Annotated in this window: 20 protein-coding genes; 12 read left to right on the top strand and 8 right to left on the bottom strand. The window is 45.1% G+C overall.

Annotated elements, in window-relative coordinates:
* Position 1 precedes the first annotated feature (1 nt).
* Positions 2–3160: an efflux RND transporter permease subunit gene (locus MSG37_RS09605; protein WP_248470418.1), complete on the top strand. Its 3159-nt coding sequence runs from the start codon at positions 2–4 to the stop codon at positions 3158–3160.
* Between the two features lie 96 nt (positions 3161–3256).
* Here MSG37_RS09605 and yfcE read toward each other — a convergent pair whose 3' ends face one another.
* From yfcE to MSG37_RS09620, 3 genes are all read right to left on the bottom strand, one after another.
* A complete protein-coding gene (gene yfcE / locus MSG37_RS09610) occupies positions 3257–3814 on the bottom strand; it encodes a phosphodiesterase (RefSeq protein ID WP_248470419.1) in 558 nt (185 codons plus the stop codon).
* A gap of 163 nt (positions 3815–3977) precedes the next feature.
* Positions 3978–5597: an AbgT family transporter gene (locus MSG37_RS09615; RefSeq protein WP_248470420.1), complete on the bottom strand. Its 1620-nt coding sequence runs from the start codon at positions 5595–5597 to the stop codon at positions 3978–3980.
* Positions 5598–5954: 357 nt separating this feature from the next.
* Entirely contained in the window at positions 5955–7574 is a 1620-nt protein-coding gene (locus MSG37_RS09620) for an AbgT family transporter (RefSeq protein WP_248470421.1), read from the bottom strand.
* Positions 7575–8634: 1060 nt separating this feature from the next.
* Between MSG37_RS09620 and MSG37_RS09625 the strand changes: the two genes are divergently transcribed.
* The 3 genes from MSG37_RS09625 to MSG37_RS09635 are packed head-to-tail and all read left to right on the top strand — an operon-like array spanning position 8635 to position 10985.
* On the top strand, positions 8635–9204 hold the full coding sequence (locus tag MSG37_RS09625; RefSeq protein ID WP_248470422.1) for a LemA family protein: 570 nt from the start codon (positions 8635–8637) through the stop codon (positions 9202–9204).
* Positions 9205–9255: 51 nt separating this feature from the next.
* Positions 9256–10278, top strand: a complete 1023-nt coding sequence (locus MSG37_RS09630; RefSeq protein ID WP_248470423.1) for a DUF3137 domain-containing protein — start codon at positions 9256–9258, stop codon at positions 10276–10278.
* A complete protein-coding gene (locus MSG37_RS09635) occupies positions 10275–10985 on the top strand; it encodes a lytic transglycosylase domain-containing protein (protein ID WP_248470424.1) in 711 nt (236 codons plus the stop codon). Before MSG37_RS09630 ends, MSG37_RS09635 begins: the two co-directional genes overlap by 4 nt.
* A 34-nt stretch (positions 10986–11019) precedes the next feature.
* On the opposite strand, the gene MSG37_RS09640 is transcribed toward MSG37_RS09635, so the two are convergent.
* The gene (locus MSG37_RS09640) at positions 11020–12447 is read right to left on the bottom strand and encodes an MATE family efflux transporter (RefSeq protein ID WP_248470425.1); all 1428 of its coding nucleotides are present in this window, start codon (positions 12445–12447) and stop codon (positions 11020–11022) included.
* 103 nt (positions 12448–12550) lie between these two features.
* On the opposite strand from MSG37_RS09640, the gene MSG37_RS09645 reads away from it, so the two are divergent.
* From MSG37_RS09645 to MSG37_RS09655, 3 genes are all read left to right on the top strand, one after another.
* Positions 12551–13429 (top strand): LysR family transcriptional regulator, encoded by an 879-nt coding sequence (locus MSG37_RS09645; protein WP_248470426.1) that lies wholly within the window; start codon positions 12551–12553, stop codon positions 13427–13429.
* A gap of 121 nt (positions 13430–13550) precedes the next feature.
* Entirely contained in the window at positions 13551–14945 is a 1395-nt protein-coding gene (locus tag MSG37_RS09650; RefSeq protein WP_248470427.1) for a M28 family peptidase, read from the top strand.
* 101 nt (positions 14946–15046) lie between these two features.
* Positions 15047–15274, top strand: a complete 228-nt coding sequence (locus MSG37_RS09655) for a hypothetical protein (protein WP_248470428.1) — start codon at positions 15047–15049, stop codon at positions 15272–15274.
* 217 nt (positions 15275–15491) lie between these two features.
* On the opposite strand, the gene rlmJ is transcribed toward MSG37_RS09655, so the two are convergent.
* The 3 genes from rlmJ to MSG37_RS09670 all read right to left on the bottom strand — a co-directional run bounded on the left by rlmJ (position 15492) and on the right by MSG37_RS09670 (position 20204).
* On the bottom strand, positions 15492–16334 hold the full coding sequence (gene rlmJ, locus MSG37_RS09660; protein ID WP_248470429.1) for a 23S rRNA (adenine(2030)-N(6))-methyltransferase RlmJ: 843 nt from the start codon (positions 16332–16334) through the stop codon (positions 15492–15494).
* Between the two features lie 56 nt (positions 16335–16390).
* On the bottom strand, positions 16391–17626 hold the full coding sequence (locus MSG37_RS09665) for a helix-turn-helix domain-containing protein (protein WP_248470430.1): 1236 nt from the start codon (positions 17624–17626) through the stop codon (positions 16391–16393).
* Between the two features lie 286 nt (positions 17627–17912).
* On the bottom strand, positions 17913–20204 hold the full coding sequence (locus MSG37_RS09670; protein WP_248470431.1) for an OmcA/MtrC family decaheme c-type cytochrome: 2292 nt from the start codon (positions 20202–20204) through the stop codon (positions 17913–17915).
* Positions 20205–20486: 282 nt separating this feature from the next.
* Here MSG37_RS09670 and MSG37_RS09675 point away from each other — a divergent pair, with 282 nt between their 5' ends.
* From MSG37_RS09675 to MSG37_RS09690, 4 genes are all read left to right on the top strand, one after another.
* Positions 20487–21248, top strand: a complete 762-nt coding sequence (locus MSG37_RS09675; RefSeq protein WP_248470432.1) for a class I SAM-dependent methyltransferase — start codon at positions 20487–20489, stop codon at positions 21246–21248.
* 227 nt (positions 21249–21475) lie between these two features.
* Complete coding sequence (locus tag MSG37_RS09680; protein ID WP_248470433.1) at positions 21476–22039, top strand: hypothetical protein; 564 nt, start codon at positions 21476–21478, stop codon at positions 22037–22039.
* A gap of 23 nt (positions 22040–22062) precedes the next feature.
* Positions 22063–23046, top strand: coding sequence for a hypothetical protein (locus MSG37_RS09685; RefSeq protein WP_248470435.1), 984 nt, complete (start codon positions 22063–22065; stop codon positions 23044–23046).
* Between the two features lie 14 nt (positions 23047–23060).
* The gene (locus tag MSG37_RS09690; protein ID WP_248470436.1) at positions 23061–24260 is read left to right on the top strand and encodes a hypothetical protein; all 1200 of its coding nucleotides are present in this window, start codon (positions 23061–23063) and stop codon (positions 24258–24260) included.
* Positions 24261–24324: 64 nt separating this feature from the next.
* Here MSG37_RS09690 and MSG37_RS09695 read toward each other — a convergent pair whose 3' ends face one another.
* Complete coding sequence (locus MSG37_RS09695; RefSeq protein ID WP_248470437.1) at positions 24325–25743, bottom strand: magnesium transporter; 1419 nt, start codon at positions 25741–25743, stop codon at positions 24325–24327.
* A 311-nt stretch (positions 25744–26054) separates the two neighbouring features.
* Between MSG37_RS09695 and MSG37_RS09700 the strand changes: the two genes are divergently transcribed.
* Positions 26055–26441, top strand: coding sequence for a DUF4345 domain-containing protein (locus MSG37_RS09700; protein WP_248470438.1), 387 nt, complete (start codon positions 26055–26057; stop codon positions 26439–26441).
* The last annotated feature ends 2 nt before the right edge of the window (positions 26442–26443 follow it).

Genomic DNA, 26443 nt, shown 5'->3' on the forward strand with positions numbered 1-26443 from the left:
TATGGCACGTTTCTTTATCGATCGCCCTATTTTTGCATGGGTGATCGCTATTATTGTGATGCTGGCAGGTGTGCTCTCTATTGTGGGCTTACCGGTATCGCAATACCCGAGCATTGCACCGCCGTCAGTGGTGATCAGTGCTGTTTATCCTGGTGCTTCGGCTAAGACGATGGAAGACTCGGTAACTCAGGTTATTGAGCAACGTATGACAGGTCTTGACCACCTACGTTACATTTCATCGACCAGTGATAGCTTTGGTAATGCGCAAATTACCCTAACGTTTAACGCTGAGGCCGATCCTGATATCGCGCAGGTTCAGGTGCAGAACAAGCTACAGCTTGCAATGCCACTGTTACCGCAAGAAGTTCAGGCGCAAGGTGTAAACGTGAGTAAGTCGAGTGCGGGTTTCTTGATGGTAGCGGCTTTCGTATCACAAGACGGTTCACTGGATAAAAACGATATTGCCGATTACGTAGGCTCAAACATTCAGGATCCGCTAAGCCGTGTACCTGGTGTGGGTACGATTGAGCTATTTGGCGCGCAATATGCGATGCGTATATGGCTAGATCCGTTAAAGCTGACGCAATATAACCTGACAAGCCAAGACATTATTGCTTCGATTCAAGAGCAGAATGCCCAGGTGTCAGCGGGTCAGTTAGGTGGTGCTCCATCACTTGCAGGCCAAGAGCTTAATGCAACGGTATCGGCTCAGAGCCGTCTGCAAAACGCTGAACAATTTAAAAAGATCATCATTAAAGCAGACACTTCAGGTGCGAAAGTATTCCTAGAAGATGTGGCGCGTGTAGAACTGGGTGCTGAAAGCTATGCGGTTGAGTCGTACTTTAACGGCAAACCAGCAGCAGGTATTGGTATTCAGCTAGCAACTGGTGCAAACGCGTTGGCTACGGCTGAAGGTGTACGCGAGAAGATTGGTGAGCTAATGCCATTCTTCCCAGACGGTATGGAAGTTGTTTATCCATACGACACCACTCCGTTCGTTGAGAAATCAATTGAAGGTGTGGTGCATACACTGCTTGAAGCGGTTGTTTTAGTATTCTTGATTATGTACCTGTTCTTGCAGAACTTCCGTGCAACGCTAATCCCAACGATTGCGGTGCCTGTGGTTCTACTGGGTACATTTGCAATTTTGGCCGCTGCAGGCTTCTCAATTAACACGCTAACCATGTTCGCTATGGTACTGGCAATTGGTCTTCTGGTAGATGACGCGATTGTTGTAGTAGAGAACGTTGAACGTGTTATGCAAGAAGAGGGGCTCAGTCCCATTGAGGCAACCAAGAAGTCGATGGACCAAATCACTGGTGCACTAGTGGGTATTGGTTTAACGCTTTCTGCGGTATTTGTGCCAATGGCATTTATGTCTGGTTCAACCGGTGTTATTTACCGTCAGTTCTCGATTACGATTGTGTCAGCGATGGCGCTATCTGTAATGGTGGCGATTATTCTAACGCCTGCACTTTGTGCGACCATGTTAAAGCCAATTGCTAAAGGCGAAAGCCATGCAAAAACCGGTTTCTTTGGTTGGTTTAACCGTAAGTTTGATTCACTAACATCACGTTACGAAGCTAGCGTTGCCGCAATGATTAAGCGTACTGGTCGCACTATGATGGTGTACCTCGCGATTACAGTTGCTGTGGGTTGGGTCTTTATGCGTATGCCAACGGCATTCTTACCAGATGAAGACCAAGGGATCTTGTTTACACAGGCTATTTTGCCAGTGAACTCGACTCAGCAAGAGACTAAAGAAGTACTTGAACGTGTAACTGATTTTTACCTAAATGAAGAAGCAGCAAACGTTAAGTCTGTATTTAGCGTATCTGGCTTCAGCTTCGCGGGTAACGGTCAAAACATGGGTATCGCCTTCGTCGGTCTAAAAGACTGGGCTGAGCGTAGCGAACCAGGTCAAGATGTTCAATCTGTTGCTAACCGCGCAATGGGCATGTTTATGGGGATGAAAGAAGCCTTTGTATTCGCCTTCGTTCCGCCAGCGGTTATTGAGCTAGGTACGGCTAACGGTTTCGACTTCTACTTGCAGGATAAGAATGGTCAAGGCCATGACAAGCTAGTTGAAGCGCGTAATATGTTGCTAGGTATGGCTGCACAGAATCCTAACCTTGTGGGTGTACGCCCTAATGGTCAGGAAGATGCGCCAATGTATCAAGTTCATATCGACCACGGTAAGCTACGTGCTTTAGGTGTTGATATTGACTCGGTCAATAGCGTACTAGGTACAGCTTGGGGTGGTAACTATGTAAACGACTTTATCGACCGCGGTCGTGTGAAGAAAGTTTATGTACAAGGTGAAGCTGAATACCGTATGCAACCAGAGGATCTCGATTCTTGGTATGTGCGTAATGATAAGGGTGAAATGGTACCTTTCTCTGCATTTGCATCAGGAACTTGGGAATACGGTTCTCCACGTCTAGAGCGTTTCGGTGGCTTGCCAGCGATGAACATTCAAGGTGGTACAGCTCCAGGTTACAGTACCGGTGCGGCGATGGATGACATCGAAGCTATGGTTAAGAAATTACCACCAGGATTTGGTATCGAGTGGAACGGTCTTTCTTATGAAGAACGTCTATCGGGCAACCAAGCGCCCATGCTATATGCCTTGTCTATCGTAGTGGTATTCTTGGTTCTAGCGGCGCTATATGAGAGCTGGTCAGTACCATTTGCGGTTATCTTAGTTGTGCCGCTAGGTATTATTGGTGCCTTGATTGCGATGAATGGTCGTGGTTTACCAAACGACGTATTCTTCCAAGTAGGTCTACTAACGACTGTGGGTCTGGCAACCAAGAACGCCATCTTGATTGTGGAATTCGCCAAAGAGTTCTATGAGAAAGGTGCGGGTCTAGTTGAAGCAACACTACACGCGGTTCGAGTGCGTTTACGTCCAATTCTAATGACGTCACTAGCATTCGGTCTAGGTGTTGTGCCGCTAGCTATTAGTAGCGGTGTAGGTTCTGGTAGCCAGAACGCCATCGGTACTGCGGTACTTGGTGGCATGATGAGCTCGACCTTTATGGGGATCTTCTTTATCCCAATCTTCTTCGTGATTGTTGAGCGTATGTTCAGTAAGCGCGAGCGAGATGCAGCGAAAGCAGCTAAGGCAGAAGCGAAAGCAGCAAAAGCGAATAAGTAATCTTGTATCGCTAATGCGCTAAACATTAAAAAGCCCAGCAAATGCTGGGCTTTTTGTTGGCTGAAATCACTCGACTATTCTAGGCTATAACGCTCTTTATAGCTTATGACGTATCGGACAGCTAACTAATAGCTCGTTGTTATCTAAAGTGCGAACCTGACATTCTGTGGCAGTAATCAAACCGTATGAGGCACGGCCATCGTTACGTGGAATCGTGGTAGACCCGGGATTAAATAGCAAAATATCATCGCGATATTCAGCCACTGCAATATGACTATGACCATAGAGTAAACCGTCGCCGTTTTGCAGTGGTGGTAGGTTATCTGGATTATAAATATGGCCATGGGTTAACAATAAACGCATCTGTGGTAGCAGTACATGAGCGTAGCTAGCAGTGATGGGAAACTGCAACAAGGCTTGGTCTACTTCGCTATCGCAGTTACCACGCACTGCAATAATCTTGTTGCTATAAGTATTAAGTGCTTCAGCGGTTGCAACTGGATTATAACCTTCAGGAATGGCGTTACGCGGTCCATGATTAAGTAAGTCACCTAACAAAATAAGGTGGTCAGCGTTGGACGCTTCAAAGCGAGCTAACATGGCTTGGGTTGCTGGCAAACTGCCGTGTAAATCAGAAGCGATAAATAGTTTCATAAGCGAGGACTTGTTCTGCAGGTAATAGCTTTGACTGCTATTAGTTAGATGAGTATTGAACTTATTATAGTCTGTAACGAATTGAGCGGCTGTGAAGTAAGGCTAATACCAATCAGGAAAAAGGCTTAGCAATCTGCTAAGCCTTTTGTTTGGCATTAGGGGCTTAAGGCGTGTAATACGTTGCTGAGCCTGGGCCGACTGGTAAGCCGAATCCAAATACCCAGATAAAGAAGAAACTGGTCCAGCCAATAAAGAATACTATCGTGTATGGCAGCATAGTGGCGATTAAGGTGCCAATACCCAGGTTCTTATTGTATTGGGTTGCAACCGCTAAAATAAGGCCAAAGTAACTCATCATTGGGGTAATAAGGTTAGTCACCGAGTCACCAATTCGGTATGCGGCCTGAATGGTTTCTGGCGCGTAACCGACTAGCATTAACATTGGCACAAATACAGGTGCAGTTACCGCCCACTGCGCTGAAGCACTGCCGAGCATTAAGTTAATAAAGCCACACATAGCGATGAAGATAACAAATACAAGCGGCCCTGTTAGGCCGATTGCTTGTAATGCATCCGCTCCTGCAACGGCTAACACTGAACCTAAATTGGTCCAAGTAAAGAAAGCCACGAATTGCGAGGCGAAGAATACCAGCACGATATACATGCCCATGCTACTCATGCTGTGAGACATGGCATTAATCACATCAACATCACGCTTCATAGTGCCGACGATACGACCATAAACCAGTCCGGGAATGGCAAAACAGATAAAGATAAAGGCGACAATACCTTTTAAAAATGGCGAGCCAGAGACCAGCCCTGTTTGAGGATCTCTAAGCGGTGCACCTTCGGGTACCACAGTGAGTGCTAACAGGATCGACATGACTAAAACTGCGATACCTGCAGCCTTTAACCCGCGCTTTTCAATTGCACTGATACCTTCCATTTTCGCCTCTGCAAGATCATTCGAGGCTTGGCTTGGATCATATTTTCCGAGTTTAGGCTCAACGATTTTTTCGGTAACGAAAGCACCTAAAAAGGTAATAATGAAGGTTGAAGCAAACATAAAGTACCAGTTGGCTTCAGGACCTACCGTGTAATCAGGGTCAATCATTTGCGCGGCGGCTTCGGTGATGCCAGATAGCAATGGATCGACTGTACCTAGCAGTAAGTTAGCGCTGTAACCACCGGACACGCCGGCAAACGCTGCAGCTAAGCCCGCTAGAGGGTGACGCCCTAACGAGTGGAAAATCATCGCCGCCATCGGGATTAGCACCACGTATCCGAGCTCTGCTGCTGTATTGGAAACGATACCCGCAAATACGATAGTGAGCGTAACTAAGCGTTTAGATGTTCCCATCACCAGTGAACGCATTGCAGCAGATAATAGACCTGAGCGGTCAGCAATACCGACACCGAGTAAGGCAACAAGTACCGTTCCAAGCGGAGTAAAGCCGGTGAAGTTAGTGACTAAGTTGGAGACGATCATCCTTAGACCTTCAGCATTCATCAGGCTGACGACATGGATCATACCGTCACTGCTGCGACCTGATGACCCTTCGGGTCTAGGGTCGACCACGCTTAATTCAAAGTAACCAGCAATGCCACTGATGACGACAACGGCCGCACAGAAAATAGCAAAAAGGGTAATGGGGTGAGGTAACAGATTGCCGAGTCTCTCTACTATGTTGAGGAAGCGAACAAACCAACCACTGACTTGATTATTAGGATCTAAAGAGGCACCGCCTGACTGATGCAGGCGATCTCCGTTATTACTGCTCATGGGTTTTTCCTTACAAAATGTTGTTATTATTTTTAATTATTTTGGTATTGCTTTGAGTATATATGCGGCAGGAATAGCGTTTGATTGGCGCTAAGATGCTGACTTCTATTAAATTGAAGCTGCTGGCATCATGGATAAGCAAAATTAATTGAACCTTAAATGGATCGCTTGTTAATAAAGCAAAAGCTGCAATAGTGACCAATAGCACGGCTTTGCTGACAGAAAGTCATAGTTGATGGGCTGTCGATGATAAACAGACTTGTAAGGCGGCAGTCGGGTTTGCTTGTGGTGGTGATGAAAAAAGACCTAACTATCAATAGTTAGGTCTTTTGGGTTTCGCGAGGTAAGTGCTGACGATTAAGGCGTGTAATACGTTGCCGCACCAGGACCAACAGGTAGACCAATCACGAATACCCAGATAAAGAAGAAACAGGTCCACCCGATAAAGAATACGATTGAGTAAGGCAGCATGGTGGCAACTAGCGTACCAATACCTAGGTTCTTTTTGTACTGCGAAGCAACAGCCAAAATCAGGCCAAAGTAACTCATCATTGGGGTAATAAGGTTAGTCACCGAGTCACCGATTCGGTAAGCCGCCTGAATAGTTTCTGGTGCGTAACCCACTAACATCAACATAGGTACGAAGATAGGTGCTGTTACCGCCCACTGGGCAGAAGCACTACCTAACATCAAGTTGATAAAGCCACACATCATAATAAACAGCACAAATACTAGCGGACCCGTTAGGCCTACTGCATTGAGCGCATCTGCGCCAGATACCGCTAGCACAGCGCCTAAGTTTGTCCATTTAAAGAAAGCCACAAACTGCGAAGCAAAGAACACTAAAACTATATACATGCCCATGCTGCTCATGCTGCTAGACATGGCGTTAATGACATCAATATCGCGCTTCATGCTGCCCACTACACGGCCATAAACCAGACCAGGAATAGCGAAACACACAAAAATGAATGCCACAATTCCTTTTAGAAATGGCGAGCCAGCGACTAAGCCCGTCTCTTGGTTTCTAAGCGGAGCGCCTTCAGGAATAATGGTTAACGCCAGTAGTGCAGACATCACTAATACCGCAAGGCCGGCGATTTTAAGTCCCTTTTTCTCAAGGGCACTAACGGTATCCATCTTCTGTTCGCTAAGATCAATCGCTGCTTCGCTAGCATCATATTTACCTAGCTTTGGCTCAACAATTTTCTCGGTAACAAATGCACCCAAGAAGGTGATTAAGAAGGTAGAAACAAACATGAAGTACCAGTTTACTTCTGGGCCAACTAAGTAGTCAGGATCGATCATTTGCGCTGCAGCTTCGGTGATCCCTGAAAGCAGAGGGTCCACTGTGCCAAGCAATAAGTTGGCGCTGTAACCGCCAGATACACCAGCAAATGCTGCCGCAAGACCGGCGAGAGGATGACGTCCTAACGAATGGAAGATCATCGCGGCCATCGGAATTAACACCACATAGCCTAGCTCTGATGCGGTGTTTGAAACGATACCGGCAAAGACTAAGGTCATTGTAACTAAGCGCTTAGATGCGCCCATAACCAGTAAACGCATCGCGGCAGATAATAAGCCTGAACGGTCGGCAATACCTACCCCCAATAATGCTACAAGCACGGTACCTAGCGGGGTAAAGCCGGTAAAGTTAGTCACCAAGTTGGAGACTATCATCCGCAAGCCTTCGGCGTTCATCAAGCTAACAACATGGATAAGACCATCGGCGCTGCGCCCTGATGCACCCTCTGGGCGAGGGTCAACAACGGTTAATTCAAAGTATCCAGCAATACCACTAATGACTACGACGGCAGCGCAGAACATGGCAAAAAGCGTAATAGGGTGAGGTAGTAAATTACCGAGTCTTTCTACAACGTTAAGGAAGCGGACAAACCAACCACTAGGCTGATTGTTGGGGTCAGAGGGGACGTCACCAGGCAAAGGTAAGCTATCGCCGTTATTGGAGCTCATAAGGTCTTCCTTCAATATTAATTATTATTTTTATTATTCTACTGATGTGCGGCCTGAGTAGCTACTAATGAGCATTTATTGTTAAGCCTATGTGTCATGATGGATAAATAAAATTAATTAAACCTTAAATCGAACGATTTAGCAGAGATAACAAAAACATAGAAATCGAGCTGTAGTGCGGTTTTTAACTGGGTAATGAGATTATTCAGGCTAGATTTAGAGGCAAAAAAAAGACTCATATAGGATGAGTCTAAAAGGGATTGATTAACAATTTCCGTTGGGAGTGGAATTACTATAACTAGTGCTAGCTGTATCTAGGCTGAATGATTGTCCGACTTTATGCGGATAAAAGTTGTCTCGTGTTTTGTAGATGGATGAATATTTCAAAGTGCTTATGTATATAGGGAAAATTAAATCACAGGCAAAAAAAAGGACTCATATGAATGAGTCCGAAGGGGATAAATGGATAAGTTGTCCGTTAGGAGTGGGATAACTATAACTAGGGCAAGCTGTACTGTTGCTGAATAGATTTATGATGCTTATAACTGCTGATGTTTGTTTTATATGGCTGATTTTGGCTAACGCTTGCAGATAAACCATGATAAATAGCCAAGTAAGAGCAAAGTTAAATAAAAGTGGAGTTAAATTTAAATTTTAACTCGATAAACAGTCGGGATTAGCCCAAATGAGAAATAAGTTGCTCAAAAAAACGCTGATTATATTTGTTATATATTTATAACTTTTCAATTGGTTACATTATTTGTAAGTTAAATTTTACGCATGGCTGGCTAATTTTGCTTATTTAAATATAAAAATGAGGTAAGTCAGCTATTAATGTTCGTTTAAACATAAGCTTATAGGGTAGATGGCGAGAGTTTTTTGCATGTGTGCTTAAAAAGTAACGCTTTTAAAGAATGGATAAATCTTTACATAAGCTGGATTTAGTTACTCAAATAAGTAACAGTATGGCAATAACAATGAAACTGGTTTTGCCGTTTTGGCCCAATTACAGCGGTTAAGGTGAGTCAGTTGCCATTAAAAAGAATAATAGGAAGTACAAATGGAAGGGATATTATTAGGGTTAGGCCTAGTGGTTATTATTGGCTACCTTTGGTATGTGAGCTTAATTAAAAAGCGTAACACTGGTCGAGAAGCCCTGTCTGGCATTGATGTTCAACTTAAAAAGCGCGCCAACTTAGTGCCGAACATCCTCAAAATTGCGCAGAAGTATATGGATCATGAGAAATCCTTACTGACTGAAATCACTGAATTAAGAGCGTTGGCGACCAAAGGCTACGATGCCGTTGATCCTGAGTCAGTTAAAAATCACCTGCAAGTCGCTGAAAAGATGAACCAGAAAATGTCGCAGTTGATGGTCAGCGTTGAAAATTACCCCGAGCTTAAATCTGACAACACCATGCTGCAGGCAATGCAAACTTATAATGAAGTTGAGGCGCAACTCTCTGCCGCACGTCGTTTTTATAATTCGGCCGTGTCTGAACTCAATACCGCGGTTGAGATCTTTCCTGGTTCGATTATCGCCTCAATAGCCAAGGTTAAGGTGATGCCATTTTATGAAGCTGACGAGGCTGCTAAAGCCCCAGTAGATGCCGCCGACTTCTTGAAATAGCGTAACTTTGCTGCTGCGTATAGAGGTAAAGAAGACAAGAAAACTAGTATTATGAATATTTTTAGTTTTCTGTTTGGTGCACCGATAAGAGCTGTGCGCCAAACTAATAATCTTGTCGCCAGTTCTGCTGAGATAGAAGCTTTTACTCAATATTATCGACAGCACCTAGAGCCACTAACCAGTAAATTTGAAAACGCCCGAGTGGCCAGTTTAAAAGCTTGCCGCAAGCGTTTATATCTTTGCAGTATTATCTATGTTGCGCTTGCGGTATTGGCCTTTATGTTTATGCCATATATGCGCTTATCTGAGCCGTTAATGGTTTACCTAATAGGCCTGGTTGTTCTGGCTTTGCCTTTATTGTGGTGGCTGTATAACCCGATTAAGCATTATAAAAATGATGTAAAACAGAAAATCTATCCGCTTATTTTTAAATATTTCGGTCAGGACTTTATATTCAGCGCCGACCATAAAATGAGTTTGTCGGTGTTAAAGGCATCGAAGCTCTTACCTTACTACGAAGATGCCAACTTCTCTGATTATGTGCAGGGCACATATAACGGGGTAGAAATCGCCTTAAATGAACTGCATTTGACCAAGCAAGTTAGGCGCGATAAATCGACTGATACGGTCACTGTATTTAAAGGTGTCATGATAGAGCTCAGTAGCCATAAAGATTTTCGAGGTCATACTGTGGTGGTTAAAACCCGAGGCGGCTTAGTTAATTTCCTGTCTGATTCGTTTAAAAGCTTAGATCGAGTAAAGCTAGAAGATCCGATTTTTGAAAAGCAATTCGATGTATTTTCCACTAACCAAATTGAGGCTCGTTATCTGTTAACCGTGAGCTTTATGGAGCGTTTACAGGCCTTGTCTGCCAGTTTTGGTAATAAGATCCAGTGTGCATTTTACCGTAATAAATTGCTGATCATGCTCGGTAGTAAACAAGATCGCTTTGAGATGGCATCGATATTTAAGCCGGCGACTTTTGAATATGAGTTTAGTCAGATCAACAAAGAAATGAAGCAGCTTTTCGCTATTGTCGATGTGTTGCAACTTGAGCAATCGACAGGGTTATGATGGCTCGATGGCTGGGACTCATTCTTGCGGTATTGTCGGCTAACGTGGCGGCAGAAAACACTAAGCCACACTTTGTTGCTAAGCCTGCGAATAAAAGTGCATTAGCTCGCTCAGTTGTCAACTCGGAGCCTATCTCAATGAATTCTGACGTGGCTAAAACTAAGCAGGGAGAAAAGGTTTATCACTATCGCAGTGAAGACGGCAACTTAGTATTCAGCGACTATGCACCGCAGCAAGGGCATTACCAAGTTTTACTGTTTGACTGTTACGCCTGCCAATCAGAATCGAATATTAACTGGCAATCAATCCCACTATTTACCTCGCTATATAAGCAACAAATTGCCGCAGCTGCTCACACTTACCAGTTAGAGCCGGCACTTATTCGAGCGGTGATCCATGCTGAATCAGCATTTAAGCCTGCGGCGGTATCAAAAACTGGCGCACAAGGTTTGATGCAGTTAATGCCTGCAACAGCAAAAGAGTTAGGCGTGGTTGATGCATTCCATCCGCAAGAAAATATCGCAGCTGGAAGCCGTTATCTCGCTCAGCTGCTAAAACGTTTTGATGGTGATATTACCTTGGCGTGTGCGGCTTATAACGCAGGAGCATCAAGGGTTGAGCAGTATAATGGCGTACCGCCTTACTCAGAAACTCGCGCCTATGTGGAGCGAGTGCAAATACTGCTCAAGCGCTACCGCAGAGGGTAAGCGCTTTCGCAATATGCTCTAAAATATTAGATTATTATAGTGCTACTGCAGCTTGGTTTAACTCGGCTTTGTTTGACTTAGTTTGTTCAGATTTAGTGTGTTCAGATTTAGCTTGATTGGCCTTTTTAGCGCGAGCTTTAATATCTAACCACACCATAGGCACCACGATTAAACACAAAGCAATGTTAGACAGTGGCATAGCCATCCACACGCCATTCACGCCCAAAAATTTAGGTAAAATCATTAAAAATGGCAGCTGGATTAGCATATTGCCACAAGCGATGACGAGTGCTTTAACGCCTTGGTTAGTCGCCATAAAGTAGATTGAGGATAGCGCGATAAAGCCATCTAGCGGCATGGCGAACAGGTGCATTTTAATGCCATCAATCGCAGTTGCGATTAACAATGGATCGTCATTGTTAAACAAGCCAACCATGGTTTCAGGTAATAGGTTGAGTAGTAACACCCAGCTGGTACCGGCAATTAAGGTTACTTTTACCGACAGCTTAAGCATCTTATTGATGTTTTCATGCTGCTCAGCGCCATAGTAGTAACTCACCGGCGGCTGCATACCCTCTGCAATGCCTTCAGCCACTAGATAGTACAACACCATCAAGTAGCCGACGATGGCAAATGCGCCAACGGTGAGCGGCGTACCATACTCAGTGAATAAGCGGTTATGTAGCGCAAACACAAAGCTAGTGTACAAGTACATAAATAGGCTAGAAGAGCCAAGCAGTACGATTTGCTTGGCAAAAGAGGCGTTAAACCAGCTAAATTTGGCTGACCAGTTAATGCTACTTCTAGCTGAGCAAAAATAGATAAGGCCTAAGACACAAACTACTGCTTGTGCGCTGATGGTCGCCATTGATGCACCTAATAAGCCAAAATCGAATACGCCGATCAGTAGATAGTCGAGCGCAATATTGATCACAGCGCCTAACACCATTAAGCCGGTGGCAATGTTTGGGCTTTCATCATTTCTGATCAGCAAAGGAATAGCTGACGCTATTACGGTAATTACAGCGCCCCAGGTGAATACGCCAATATACTCCTGCGCCATGACCAAGGTATTACCAGCGCCACCTTGAGCCTTAAGAAATAGATCGCTACAAGCGATTAAAATCGTAGTCGATATGGCAGCTAACCCCAGCATAATCATTAAGCTGCTAGTTAAAATGGTTGGCGCGGCGCGGGTATCACCTTTGCCTCGCTGAATCGATAATAAGCTACCGCTGCCCATACCCACCATGATGCCAAAACCCACCATAAAGTAGATCACTGGCCAAGCCATATTGATTGCAGCTAGTCCTTCAAACCCTATGTAATGCCCAATAAAAATGCCGTCGACGATTTGGTATAAACCGTTAACTAACATAGCGGCAATGGCTGGCAAGGTATAACGCCAGAATGTGCGGCTAATGGACTGAGTCTGTGTGTTTTCGATGCTTGGATCTAACATAGGAATATCAATATTGAACAATAAAGCTCGGCAAGTTACTCTGTATTTGAGATTGAATAAAGTTAGTTACTATCTGTTTTTGGTATAGATGAGCGAGTGAGCGATGAACTGGACGATTGATGAGCTTAATGCATTTGTAAACTCGGTAAAGCTAGGCTCATTTTCCGCTGCGGCGCGCAAAATGGGTAAAGCGCAGTCGCGTATAAGTACCGCGGTGAGTAACTTAGAGGCAGATCTTGGCTTTGAGTTGTTTGATCGTAGCGCCAAGCTACCAGTGCTGACTAAACTTGGGGAAGAGATGTTTATCGAAGCGCAGTCAGTACTCGCTCAATGCCAACGCTTAAATGCCCGTGCAATGACGGTCACCTCAGGTGAGGAGATCTCGCTGACTGTTGCCATGGATGAAGCTGTGCCAGTTACTGCATTTGAAGCGTTATTTCAGCGTATATCGACGCAATTTCCGCTGCTGAAGCTCACCATCATCAATGGTTCGCAAGAGGATATTGGTGCATGGGTGGATGCCGGACGCGCCGATATCGGCATTATGTTTCACTCCTCGACCATGCTGCCAGACTCGCTCGATTTTATGTCGATTGGTCAGTTTAAACAAAGTTTAGTGGTCGCACCCTCCCACCCTTTAGCTGCCTGCCCCGCGCCGACATTAGAGCAGCTGATGCAATATCGGCAGTTGGCTATTTGCGATATTACCGGGCAGTCACAAACGGCAACGTTATCGGCAAACTATTGGTATATTGATAGCTACTACTACATAGTTGCTTTGGTTTTACAGGGCGTGGGCTGGGCGTTAGTGCCAGAACATGTCGCCAAGTCTGACTGGTATATTGAAGATTTAAAAGAGCTTTCAACCGAATATATTACCGAGCCATTGCTGGTGGAAATGGGCGTGGTGAATCGCCGAGATAAGCAAATCGGCCCGGTAATGCATTGGCTATTTGATGAGTTACACTCAGTATTACATTAGCTGCCAAGGCCGGTTTATTGACTGACATACCTATTAACAATTGTTTACCGTCTTGATCTGTTTTAGGCGCTGGATTTTGCTACTGTGTTGTTTAAAATAACAACAAAAGAATGCGCCGATTATGCAATGTATCCCCTCAATCAAAAGCCGCGTGACCTCAAGCGTGGCCGCTTTATCCCTGCTAATACCTGCTGCCGCTTTTGCTAACCAAGATGCGCAGTTAACGGCTGCCCCGTCAACTGAAGATATGCGTTTATACGATATTGCCAACGCCACCTCTGCAAGCCGTTTGCATCAAGATGTGGCTAAACTGGTGAGCTTTGGCACCCGGCATACTTTGTCTGAAACCCAATCAGACAGCCAAGGGATTGGTGCGGCAAGGCGCTGGATTAAGGCGGAGTTTGAGCAAATATCTGCTGCATGTGGTGGTTGTTTAGAGGTGATAGCCATAAGCGATACCGTCACCGGAAAGCGTATTCCTAATCCCACTGAAGTGGTCAATGTTATCGCCATTCAGCGCAGCACACTTGACCCCAAACGCGTGGTAATGATGAGTGGCGATATTGATTCACGCGTAACCGATGTGATGAATGCTAAATCAATTTCACCCGGTGCAAATGATAATGCCTCTGGCGTGGCGGGGGCGATTGAGGCGGCGAGGGTGCTGTCGCAGTATCAGTTTGCTGGCACGATTGTTTATGCCGCGTTATCTGGCGAAGAACAGGGCCTATATGGCGGAGCAACGCTCGCTCAGTATGCAAAAGAGCAAGGCTGGCGAGTTACAGCGGTACTCAATAATGACATGATAGGTAATATTGCAGGGATTAATGGCGTTATCGATAACCGCTCGGTGCGAGTATTTTCAGAAGGTGTGCGCATTGCAGAAACCGCCGATGAAGCTAAAGAGCGTTATTTCAGTGGTGGTGAGAATGATTCAGCATCTCGCAATCTCGCTCGTAAGATCAAAACGTTAGCTGACCAATACATGACAAATCTCGATGTAATGTTGGTATACCGCTTAGACAGATTTGGTCGCGGTGGTCACCATTTACCGTTCAATAAAGCAGGCTTTCCTGCGGTGCGGATCATGGAAACTAACGAGCATTATGATCGCCAACATCAAGATATTCGCGTAGAGAACGGCATTGCTTATGGTGATGTGATTGAGGGTGTCGACTTTGATTTTAATGCCAAGCTCACCGCGCTTAATGCGATAAGTTTAGCCTCAATGGCTTGGGCTCCAGCGCCGCCAAGCGAAGTGACCATTGCGGGTAAAGTGTCAGCTAATACCACACTGAGTTGGCAGCAAAGTGCCGCTAAAGATGTGGTTGGTTACCGGGTATATTGGCGTTTAACCACTGAACCTGAGTGGACCCATAGCCGCTATGTCGGTAAGGTTGAGTCATTCACCTTGAATAATATGGTGATTGATAACTACCTATTTGGTGTTGCCAGTGTGAGTGCTAATGGTAACGTAAGCCCTGTGGTATTTCCTGGGGCCGCAGGTGCATTTTAAGCGACCAGATTGAGTCGTTGTTTGAATAATTAAGGAAAGAATTGATGCAAAGGCTTATACAAGGGCTTAGGCAAAAGCGAGTACAAAGGACTGTGATGATAATGCTGATAAGTATCGTGGCAACGGGCTGTTCATCAAACACTGCAGCCAATGCCGGCTGTGATTTTGTTAGCGGTGCTCACGGTAACGCAGAGCAAAGAGAACAACGACAAGCGATTGGCGGCAGTTCGGAATCATCAGCGAATAATAGAGATACAGAGGTGGGGATCATCAATGCCATTTTGGGCGTGTTTACTCGTCAGGTTAATGATGATCAAGAGTGTTTATAGGCATCAGGTACTAGGGCGTTCGCAGGCTCACTGCTAGGACGGTGCTACGCACCTGCGAGGGCGCCAACAAGTTGGCTGCTAGGAAAAGCTTAAAAGCAAGGTCAAAACTGACTCGTTGAGGCTGACATCTTTTGATTGTTGCTTTTCCGTCTTAGCTTTTCCTAGGGCCTAGAACCTCGCACCTAGGACCTTTCTTTGCTTTCCTAGGCTCTATCTTCTACTCAGGCACTTCTTGTTTAACGATTGTCTTGCCGCCGTTATGGCCGATGCGACGTTCTAAGTAATCCAGCATCTCTTTAGCTGTAGTATCTAGCTGCCATGGTGGGTTAATGATCCACAGACCTGCTGCTGTCATGCCAAACTCATTACTATCAGGCTTAATCGCTTGCTCGATACGTAATTGGTTTTTAATGCCGCTTTCAGCTAATAGTTTAAGCATGCCTTCGGTTTGGTCACGATCCACAACCGGATACCACAGCATAAATACGCCGGTAGAAAAGCGTTTGTGGGCTTTGATAATCGCTTTAGCCACATCTTGGTAATCGGTTTTGATTTCGTAACTTGGGTCAATCAAAATCACGCCGCGGCGCTCAAGTGGCGGCACTGCAGCAATCAGGCCTTTAAGACCATCACCTTTGATAACGCGTACAGCGCGATCACCGCTAAATTGCTCATCCAGAGTTAAAAAGTCAGTACCGTGTAGTTCGTGCAATACCATGCGGTCTTTTTCACGCATGTTCATATCAACAAAAGCAGGTGAACCAGGGTAGAACTCTAGCTCTTGTTTACCTTGGTTGAAGTGCTTCACGTCTTCGATGTATTGCACTAAAGACTCTGGTAAGTCGGTTCTTTCCCATAGTCTGGCTACACCATCGAGGTATTCACCGGTTTTCTTTGAAAACTCATCAGTTAATGCGTAACCGCCAGCGCCTGCATGGGTGTCGATATAAGCCAGAGGCTTATCTTTTTTGTGCATGAGTTTAAGCACTTGTAGCAAAATAGCGTGCTTGAGAACATCGGCATAATTGCCAGCGTGGTAGCCGTGACGATAACTTAACATTGAGTTTTTAGCCTAAAGGAACAGAGGTTAGATTATATATCAACTCAGGCAAGGGATCATAATTTGAGTGTCTGGCGTTGCATCCACATAACGTTATCGTTCACCAATGGCAGTTGCCAAACAGCGGTGCCGTCATCTTGATAAATGCGATAAAAGCTCAGTTGGGCTTGAGTTAAATGCTGTTTTCTTAGCGCGAGGTAGATGGTTTGCGCGGTATCAGATAAGGCATTCGGTGAAGATAGCGTGGTTTTACTGACGTCGATATCAAAGCGCTCCACTCTGCGCTGCTGCCATTTTTCGGTGGTGCGCTTAAATTGGCCACGGATCTCGTAACGGATTGGCGTGGTATAGCAATCCTCATCGGTAATGCAGGCGGCAAAATAGAAGATGCCATTATCTGGTGCAAGGTTGACTAATGAGATGCGAATGTCGCTCCGCACCAAGCGATGATCATCGATAGAGAAGTACAAGTCGCCATGATAAACCTGCTCTTTAAGATCGCCCTGATGCGCTCTAAGCTCAGGCAGATCAAGCTTGTTATAGGTCTTTTGTTCCATGCGTATTTTGGTGGTCAAAAAGTCTGATAACGCCAGCTTACTGCCATGACCGGTTTCGCTACTGATATTGATCAGCTGTTTGCCGCTGCACTGATTATCTTGATAGTCAGGACAGATAGCAAAGTTGTCCATCTGCTGGTTGAGCAAAGCAAAGCTACTAAATTGTTTGAAAGGCGCTTGCCAGTTGGGCTCATGGGCTATTTGGTTGCCTAAGCGTTGATTGACCATATTGACGCTAAGCTTATCATCAGCGCTAGGGCTAAAAACGGTCATTTCACCCGTTGCGTGGTTCAGTTTAGTGCTGATACTGGTTTCACTATACGGCGCTTGTTGATGAGTAAAATAGGCGTAGCCGAGTAATAACCCCAACAGGATGACTGCTATAGCAAATAGCACAATGGCTTTAGGTTGCTTGAGTTTTGCCGCCTGTGAGTCTTTTGTTGCTAAGTGCAATACATAGCCATGCCTAGGAATAGTTTTTAGCTCAATATCTGGGTAGTTGGCGAGCTTTTTTCTTAGTACGCTAATGCACTGCTGCAACGATGAGGCGGAAACCACACGGTCGTGCCAACCGGCTTCTAGTAAGGCTTCGCGGGTAATGAGAGTGCCTTGATGTTTGAGCATCAATTGCAGAACGGCTGTTTCGGCATAGCTGAGTTCAATACGTGACGAGTCCTCAGCATCAATAAGGTGCTGTTGAGTCACGTTTAAGCTTAGCGTTGGCGTTAATTGCACAGGCGTTCTCTTATAAAACAGATATCTAATTGAGTATATTCTTAGGTCTATTTCTGAGGAAATCTTTGCCCGTAAACTTTGATCCACTTCCTGCTTTCCATCAAGGTTGCCAGCTCGCGCATAAGTTTGTCGCTGTGAGAAAATAGATTTACGCATACAAGCGTCAAATGCTGGCTAAATGTTTAACAGGGTAATTTTGCGCTTGATTAAAAAGTTGCAGCCCAACGTAAAACGTTGGGCTGCTTGATATCTTTTGCAGGGACATCAATTACTTTTTGGCTTCACCTTAAAGGTTATGCACCTGTTTAAGGTTGTCTAGCGAGTGACACACTGCGCACGCTTCAACTTGCAGCTGGTTAGCTGCAACACCAAAGCGACCACCGTTTTGCTCCATATGGGCTCGTACGGCTTTGTTGATCACCATTTTACCGTTAGCGTCTTCTTGCTTAGCATGACACGCGTAGCAAGTCGCTGAAACTGGAGAAGTGTAAGCATCAACCGTGATATCGGTGGCTGGGTGAGCACGTGAATCTGGGTTGTAATCTAAATCTAATGCCAGTGGACGACCCACAGCTGTTAGACGGTCAACGCCAAAGGTGTCGCCTTCGTGACAGCGGTAACAGTTAGCTTTATCTGCAGGGAACTCAATGTTACGCACGCCATTTTCACGGTCTTGAGTGGCACGTTGGTTTGTATGTAGTGAGTGCATCCATACCTTGTGGTCTGGGTGACTTACAGTTAACTGTTCAACATAATCCCAGTCGCTTGGCTTAGTGTGCATCTCACGAATTGCCTGAGTTGGCGGGGTGTTCGGGTTATGACAAGCCAAGCATGGGTCAACGATATCAGCTGTAGAACTTAAGAAGCCCGGCTTACCTTTAGCTACCATGGCGCGCTCTTCAAATGGACGAATATGCTCACCAAGTTCGTCGTGGTCGTGACCAGAGAAACAAGTGGTATCGGCTAGCTCTTTGTTGATCTCGGTATTGCGGCTATGGCAGCTGCGGCAAGCTAATTCAGAGTTGTCGTTAAACTCGTCGTAGCCGTGGCACGAACCACAGGTTCTGTTGCTCACAATCACTGGGCGCTTAGCTTCAGGCGCATCGGTTAGGCCATTTTTATCAAAGAACCAACGCTTGTTGGCTTCAGCGTTTTTAGTATGGCCGGCTTGGTCACAGCTCACTAGATTTTGCGCGTCATCGAAACAGTAAATAAAGCGGTTAGTGATAAAGCCTGCATCATCAATTAAGTCGCCTGAGATAGCGTCTTGAGTAACAATTGGACCCATTAGGTAAGTAAACACATTGTCTTGTGAGCCGTGTAGCGGTGTACGCTCACGCTCGCCGGCTGGCGTGTCACCACTGCCATCTTGGGTAATGTCTTTCTTGTTACTCTTAACAAAAATGCTGTAACCACGGCTGGTGGTGAAGTCGACTGAGGTGCCCCAGTTAACATAAAGCTGTAGGTTCTTAATCCAATCTGCGTCGGCAGGATTGTTGTTAGCAACGCTAATGCGCTCGCCTTGGCGATCAAGCAGAGCGAAGCTAATTTCAGCGTAATGCTCACCATTTTGCTCAACTAGCTTGGCCTCTTCAAGGCTGATGTTGACGATATTGCGCTGATCTTCTGCGACTGCTTTTTCTGACTTACTCATGTGAACGTCATAAGTGTTCTCTGGTGAGTGACAGGTTAAGCAGTTAGCGTTATCAGGTTGGGTGCTGTGATCGTACACTGGATTAGTTGTCATATCGTGACAGCTAGAACAGGTTTCACGGGTTGGCACTAAGTTCCAGTTCGTGGCTTGTAGCTCAGTTTCGCTAACTTCTTTCGAGTGACAGCTAGTACAGTTACCTAGCGCTTGTGGAGTAATACCAATATGGGCGGTGTGAGCCAGTACCGGCCAAACCATCTCTGGATTGTCCATATTGTTGCTAGTGTGGCAACTTGCACAGTTTTCAATGTTAGCGCCGCCGTGTTTAATTGACGCGATATCGTCGTGACAGCTCAGGCATGAGCTGCCGTCGATAATGCCGCGATTATCGATGACTTCACTACCATCGACTTTAAAGTCTGAAATAACTTCAGTGGCTGGAATATTGTCTGTTGCTAATACGCTAAATAGCACTCGTTGAGTAAAGTCGCTGTTATGGCTTACATCGCCCATCGATAGCGTTGCATTCATGGTATAGCGGTAGCTACCGTCCATGTTATCAACCAAGGTGCCTTCGCAGCCTTTAGCAGGTGAGCAAGTTTCGCCTGCTAGCTTTTGCCACTGTGAGCGTTCGCCTTCAATTTGTGGCAGCAGCTGAGCGGCATTGACTTTAATCGCGGCAATTTTTATTACTGGAATCGCCAGTTCGTTTTCAGCACTAAAGTCGATGCTTAGGGTGTTATCGGTAATGGTGGTGCTAGTCAGGGTTAAGGTTAGCACTTCAGCTTGTGTGGTGGTATTGCCACCAGGCTGACCATCTTCACCGTCTTTGCCGTCATCGCCAGAACATGCCACCATGCTCATTGAGCAAGCAGCAACAAGCGTGGCGTAGCACAATCTTGTTTTAAATTTGTTTGCGTTCATCATCACTTATCTCTCTTTTATTTCTTTTATTGCCGTTTGATTTATCAACGACAGCAAAAGTGTGCCTGATGCAGATTGACTAGGATGTGAACACCTACCTACTTATAGTTATATTGAAGTTTTTTAGGTCGATTTCAGTTGCTTTGAGCTGTTTTGAGGCTTTTTGAGGTGCGAAATTGCACAAATTAGCGCTGAAACCCTTATTAGAAGATAAAGTGCTGGATATGGTTTCTTAGCGAGGAGTGGTATTATCTGCAGGTTAACACTCAAACATAGAGCCTACTTGTGACCAGCATTTTCTTTAATCGCCATTATCCAACAATCGAATCCGCCTGCGAACGCTGGGGATTGGTTTATGATCCAGACGCCGAGTTTGAGTTGGTATTTGAAGATAATATCCTGACGCTAATTAAGCGTGATGAGCCGAAGCTTAAAGGTATTTCGGTTGATTTCGTTTCAGGCGCAGTGGCGCATCGCCGTAAATTTGGTGGTGGTCGTGGTCAATCAATTGCAAAAGCCGTAGGGCTTAAGCAGGGTGTTATGCCTACCGTGGTTGATGGTACAGCGGGGCTTGGTCGCGATGCGTTTGTATTAGCCAGCCTTGGTTGCAAGGTGTTAATGGTTGAACGTCATCCGATTGTGGCTGCGCTACTAGAGGATGGCCTGCGCCGCGCCTATGAAGACGCCGAAATTGGTAGTTGGATGCAACAGCGTATGAGCTTGTTTCATGGCTCAAGTATTGATTCATTAGCCGATGCGGCGGCAGTATCGAACACCGAAGTGGATGTTGTATTTTTAGATCCCATGTATCCACACCGTGAAAAATCTGCATTAGTGAAAAAAGAGATGCGCGTGTTCCAGTCCTTAGTCGGGGCCGATCTTGATGCAGATGGCTTGCTAGCACCTGCGATGGCATTAGCCACAAAGCGCGTCGTAGTTAAACGCCCTGACTATGCTGATGATTTAGATGGCGTAAAACCTAGCATGGTGATTGCCACTAAGAAAAACCGTTTCGATGTTTACGTAAAAGCAGCAATGACGGCTTAGTAAAATAAGTAAGAATTATTGTTAAAAAAGCCCCTTATTAAACTCGTTAATAAGGGGCTTTTTGTTGCCCCATATTTGTTACTCTCTCGCCAACAAAGCTAGGTAATCGCTAATTAGTGACATTATTCGATAGCAAGTTTGGAACTCGTTTTTGAGTAAATGCTATTGATTTACAAAATATTATCAGAGACCATTCGCTCCGTAGTGGTTGCTGAGTATATTTGTTTATGAATTATTATTTGTTGTCTGCAGTATTTGAAGCTGACGAAGCGAGCTTCACAGAGCAACCACCTCAGCAGCTCAACTTTTATTACACCGAGCCTAAATCATTTGCTACGCCGCCAGTTGTCAGCCTTGATACTTTTTATGAAGGCCGGGCAATGTCTGACTTTTTAAAACTGGGTATTGGTTTGCTGGCTAGTGAAAAAGTGCAGCAAATTTTCTTAGAAAATCAGTTTAGCGGTTTACAGTTTGTGCCTGTTGAGGTGCACGCTGACAGGATTGACCACAGTTTTACATTTATGAATTGCATCGCCGATTATGATCTACTTGATCCTGTGGCGTCTAATGCCAAACGTTTTAAAGAGGTGATTGGTGGCTATGCTAAGGTGTCGAGTGAAAAGCTTGATAAACAGCGGTTTTTGGGCTCCACAATCACTCATGACTGCTTTACGCTATCGAATTACAAATTGGTTTATTATGTCAATGAGCGAGTCAAACTTGCTCTAGAGCAAGCCTGCGTTAGCGGCATCGCTTTTGTCCCAGCTGATTTCGCCGCTACACCGACATAAGTTTATGCTTGCTTGAGATCATTATGGATAATGCCCAAAAGTATTTAAGCCTTTATAACAAACTCGCCGAAGAACGCCTGCAACGTTTTGCTGAGACATACCCTTACATCCGTTCATGGGATGAGTTGCAGCAATTGTATAGCGTTGAACTTGAGCCAGAAGACACGGTTAAGTTACTTGCAAATCGAGATGACTTGCCAAAGGCGATAGCGAGATGTTTACGAGATACTCAGCCGGTTGAGCTATTTGGATGTTATCAAGCGTTCAAGACTCAGGATTGCCAGATGCTCAATGACGTTATCTTTCAGTCTACAAGGCAAAGACTATTATCGAGTGCCATCACTGCTGGTGGCACAGATCACAGCAGTTTTTATCACAATATTGTGGCTGCTTTTGCAGGTAATGACTTTGAGGTGATGCATACATTTTCACCTGTTGACTTAACAATTTGCAAGTATCCCTACTACAACGCACCTGCGCTGAATTTAATTAGCTCACTGTATTATCAAGACCGTTCTAAGCAAACAGAAGCATTAGCTTTGGCTGAAAAGTTTTTGAAAAAGAAGCTACCAGTGTTGGATGGTGCGGTTATCAATTTTCTAGTGGCGCTGACGCAAGCTGATAGTAAGCGCGCGAGTGAAGCATTGCAGCAAGCTAACCTAGGCTTTGCCCGCAGCCGAGTAAATGGCGCACTAGAAAAATGTTTTGCACTCGAATTACACGGCCTTTATAACTTCGCTCGCTATATCGATCCTGAGTTATTTGCTCAAATCCGTGTGCCAACAGGGGCTGGTTTTTCTAAATCGTTCGCTGAGTGGCAGCGAGATAATGCTTATGTAACGGGTAAGCTCTTTTATCAATATCCGTCAGAACGAGAACTGATGAATCTGATTTTAACCGCCAAATTACCTCAAGTGACACTGATAGAGCATAAGAAGAATAGCTTTATCCAAGATGAGCCTGCCTTTTTGGGTAAGTTAATCGATGCCATAGCGCCAATCGGATAAGTGTCGGAGGTACAGTGAACACAGTAGCCAGTATTCAAGACACAGTCCTCACCCCTTTTACGCGAAGCATGTTCCAGAAAGCCTCGTTAGTGATCGGTGTGGTCTTGCTACTTGGGGCCTGTTTTTATGATGCTCAAGCTATTTTGCTGGTACTAACCGCTATCGCAACGCTTTATGTGATTGTCAGTTTTGTTTTTAAGCCTAAGTTACGCCAACACATTTACCTGAAAGATGATGCGTTACGAATATCAAAGTCTGCGCAATTATCTGGCTTTGATAAATGGGTATTGGGTTGTTTCTTTGTGAGTGTCGCTGCGAGCGATATCTATGCTTTGGCTAATATCAGCATGTTACTGCTGGTCATTGTGGCTTATCAAATCTGCTTGTCTGTATTGGTTTATAGATGCTTGCATCGCCAAGCTGAGCTTGTTTTGCCCTTGGCAGAGAAGTATTTACTGCTGGAGAACAAGCAGTCTAACTGTTTACTTCAGCAAAGGTTTGATGTTTATATGGTTAAACAGAGTGAGCTTGTGTTTGTTGGCACTATTTCTCTTGAAGAAGACCCATTCGATGGTGATGATGCCAAAACGGTTATTGCAAAGCTCAATCTGCATCTATCTATAACGCCGGGGCACACAATCACTAAAAAGTCATGGCGAGATAGTATTAAGTCATTTTCCTTTGGGCTTGTCGGCCTATACGTTTACGTTTGTTGGCTGCCAGACTTGTTTAAGTTTCTATTTCCTGTTGGCCGCCGGCGTACTAAGTTTGGTGATTATTTCTATATGACAGAGACCATGTCTGATTATGGCGTGGTGTTTATGATGTGTATTACTTTTGTTTTTTTGGCCATCCCTTGCTTGGCGGTTATTTTTACTTTTTGTAGCGAAATAAGATTTGGCACGTTTAAGGCGGTCTGTGTTACCAAAGAGCAGCTTTGGTTATTAACTCCCGGCATAAATGGTCATGATTCGAGAAAGATATCCTACGCTGAAGTCGCTTACATTAGTCACGCCGATGTTCAGGCCGAAGCTGACGATGTTGGTCCACCAGGTTTATATATTGATGGTGATATAAAGCTAATTGGAGTGGATAGTCATCTCATTCCATTAAGTGGTTGGGTTTGGAGCGGCCGATATATTCTCAATTATTTAGTTAAATTGGGAGTGCCGGTGAGATTGGTGCCGCAAGAGAAACAGCAAAAGAACGAATAGTGAGCATAAAAAAGCCTAGCTGTTAGCTAGGCTTTGTGGTTTCTGTGCTCAGAAAATACAACTGTTAGTATAAATACAAAATTGAAGCTAGGCCTAAGAAGCAGAAGAAGCCGACAACATCAGTCACAGTAGTAAGAATAACCGAGCCCGATAGCGCAGCATCTTGATTCATTTTCTGCAGGATCATCGGCACCATGACACCGGCAATTGCCGCAACTGCCATATTAATTAGAATCGCTGCACCGATTACCGTGCCCATTATAGGATCGTTAAACCAGTATCCGGCAATAAGACCGATGACTGTGGCCCAAAGTACACCATTTAAAATACCAATCCCCAGTTCATTTTTGAGTAATGACATTACGTTACCCGAGGAGATCTGTCCCATGGCCATACCGCGGATCATCAAGGTTAATGACTGACTGCCAGCGATGCCGCCCATTGAGGCTACAATCGGCATCAATACTGCCAGCGCGACTACTTTCTCTAATACATTTTCAAACAAGCCAATAGTCGCCGAGGCTAAAAATGCGGTGAGTAAGTTAATCCCCAACCATACGGCGCGGCGGCGAGCACCTACGGTAATCGGCGCGAACAAATCGTCGTCTTCATCCATACCTGCGGTTGCCATTAACTGCGCTTCGTAGTGTTCTCGCACCAGTGCGGTTGCGGTGCGCAGTGTCATACGGCCAATCATAATACCGCTGGTATCAACGACGGCGATTTCTAGTTCGTTACTGTGCTCAATTGCTTCTGCTGCTTCAATTAGGCTGGCATCTGCCAAAATTGAGCGACTGTCTTCCCATAGTAAACTTTCTAAAGTCGCTTCTGGGGCGGCACGAAATACATCGTGACGGCGCACGCTACCAATATATTTGTCGTCATCATCGAGCAAAAACACATGATCGTTACAGTCGAGCTTGATTCGACGGAAAAAACGCTGTGCTTGAGACACGGTAGAGGTGAGGTTTAGTGCCAAAAATTGGTGCTCAGCGTAACGACCAATTTCATTTTCAGAGTATTGGTCGTAACGATCATAATGCTGACGTTGGCGTTCGCCCATTTGCGACAGCGCACGTTCAGTCATCGCATCAGATAGCGTATCACTCCACTCAATCAAGTCTTCAGGTGAGATTTGCGAGAACAATAAGTCGAGCTCAGGTTCAGGCATCTCATCTAGAATGCCGTTACGCGGATCGGCACGCATCAAGTCTAGTACGGCAATGCGCTCGTCAGTATCAACCTGTAACCAACGCTCGTAACGCTCATCTAACGGTAATGATTCAAGCAGCAGTGCCACAGTACCTGGCTCTGCTTCTTCTAACATTTCATCGAAAAGCTCTGCCTGTTCTTCACCTTCAGCATTGGTCAGTTGCTCAACCGATTGACTCACTTCAACCATAGATAACTCAGGCGCTTCATATTCTGAATCGCTTAGCGTTTGGCTGTTTTCGATAGGGAGTTCATCTTTTGGCAATGGCATGGCTAACAGACCTTAAGTGAGGCTTGAAAAAGGGCGAAACTATATTGATTAAACTGTTCACTCGCAATGATTTTTACCGCAGTCGCGGTTGAGTGTTATTCATGGCAATAATAGCATTTTTCTCGATAAGTGCGGTAGAGGCTCGCGGTGTGGCAGATATACTTGCTAAATACCACTTTTAGACGGGCCTTTTGCGAATAGGGTTTTAAACATTAGCTACTGTTCTGACTTAATTATTTAATGATTCATCCTTGAATACTAACCTTTGTCGACTAGCCTTAAATACAAATCGTATTTAACAAGGACAGTCGATGCGGATCCAACAACAATTTTTGCTTGTTGCTGCAGTGGGTTTAACGCCAATTGCCTTAGGTTATGGCTTGCAACCAAGCACTTCACTTGCCTTTCTTTTTGATATTGATGCTAGCTCAATAAACAGTAGCCATATTTTTAGAGCGGTAATGGGCTTATATCTCGCTTTGGTACTTTTTTGGGGCCTTGGGGCATTCATTAGAAAGTATCAATTACCTGCCCTGTATAGTTTGACTGTATTTATGTTTGGATTGGCGTTTGGACGAGCATTAAGTCTTATTGTTGACGGTTGGCCGCATTGGTTATTAGTCGTTTATTTACTACTAGAGGTTGGTTTTGGCCTTGTCGGTATTGCGATGATAAGAAAAACTGAAAAAGAGGGATAAAG

The organism is Shewanella sp. 1CM18E, assembly GCF_023161665.1.
Lineage (GTDB): Bacteria > Pseudomonadota > Gammaproteobacteria > Enterobacterales > Shewanellaceae > Shewanella.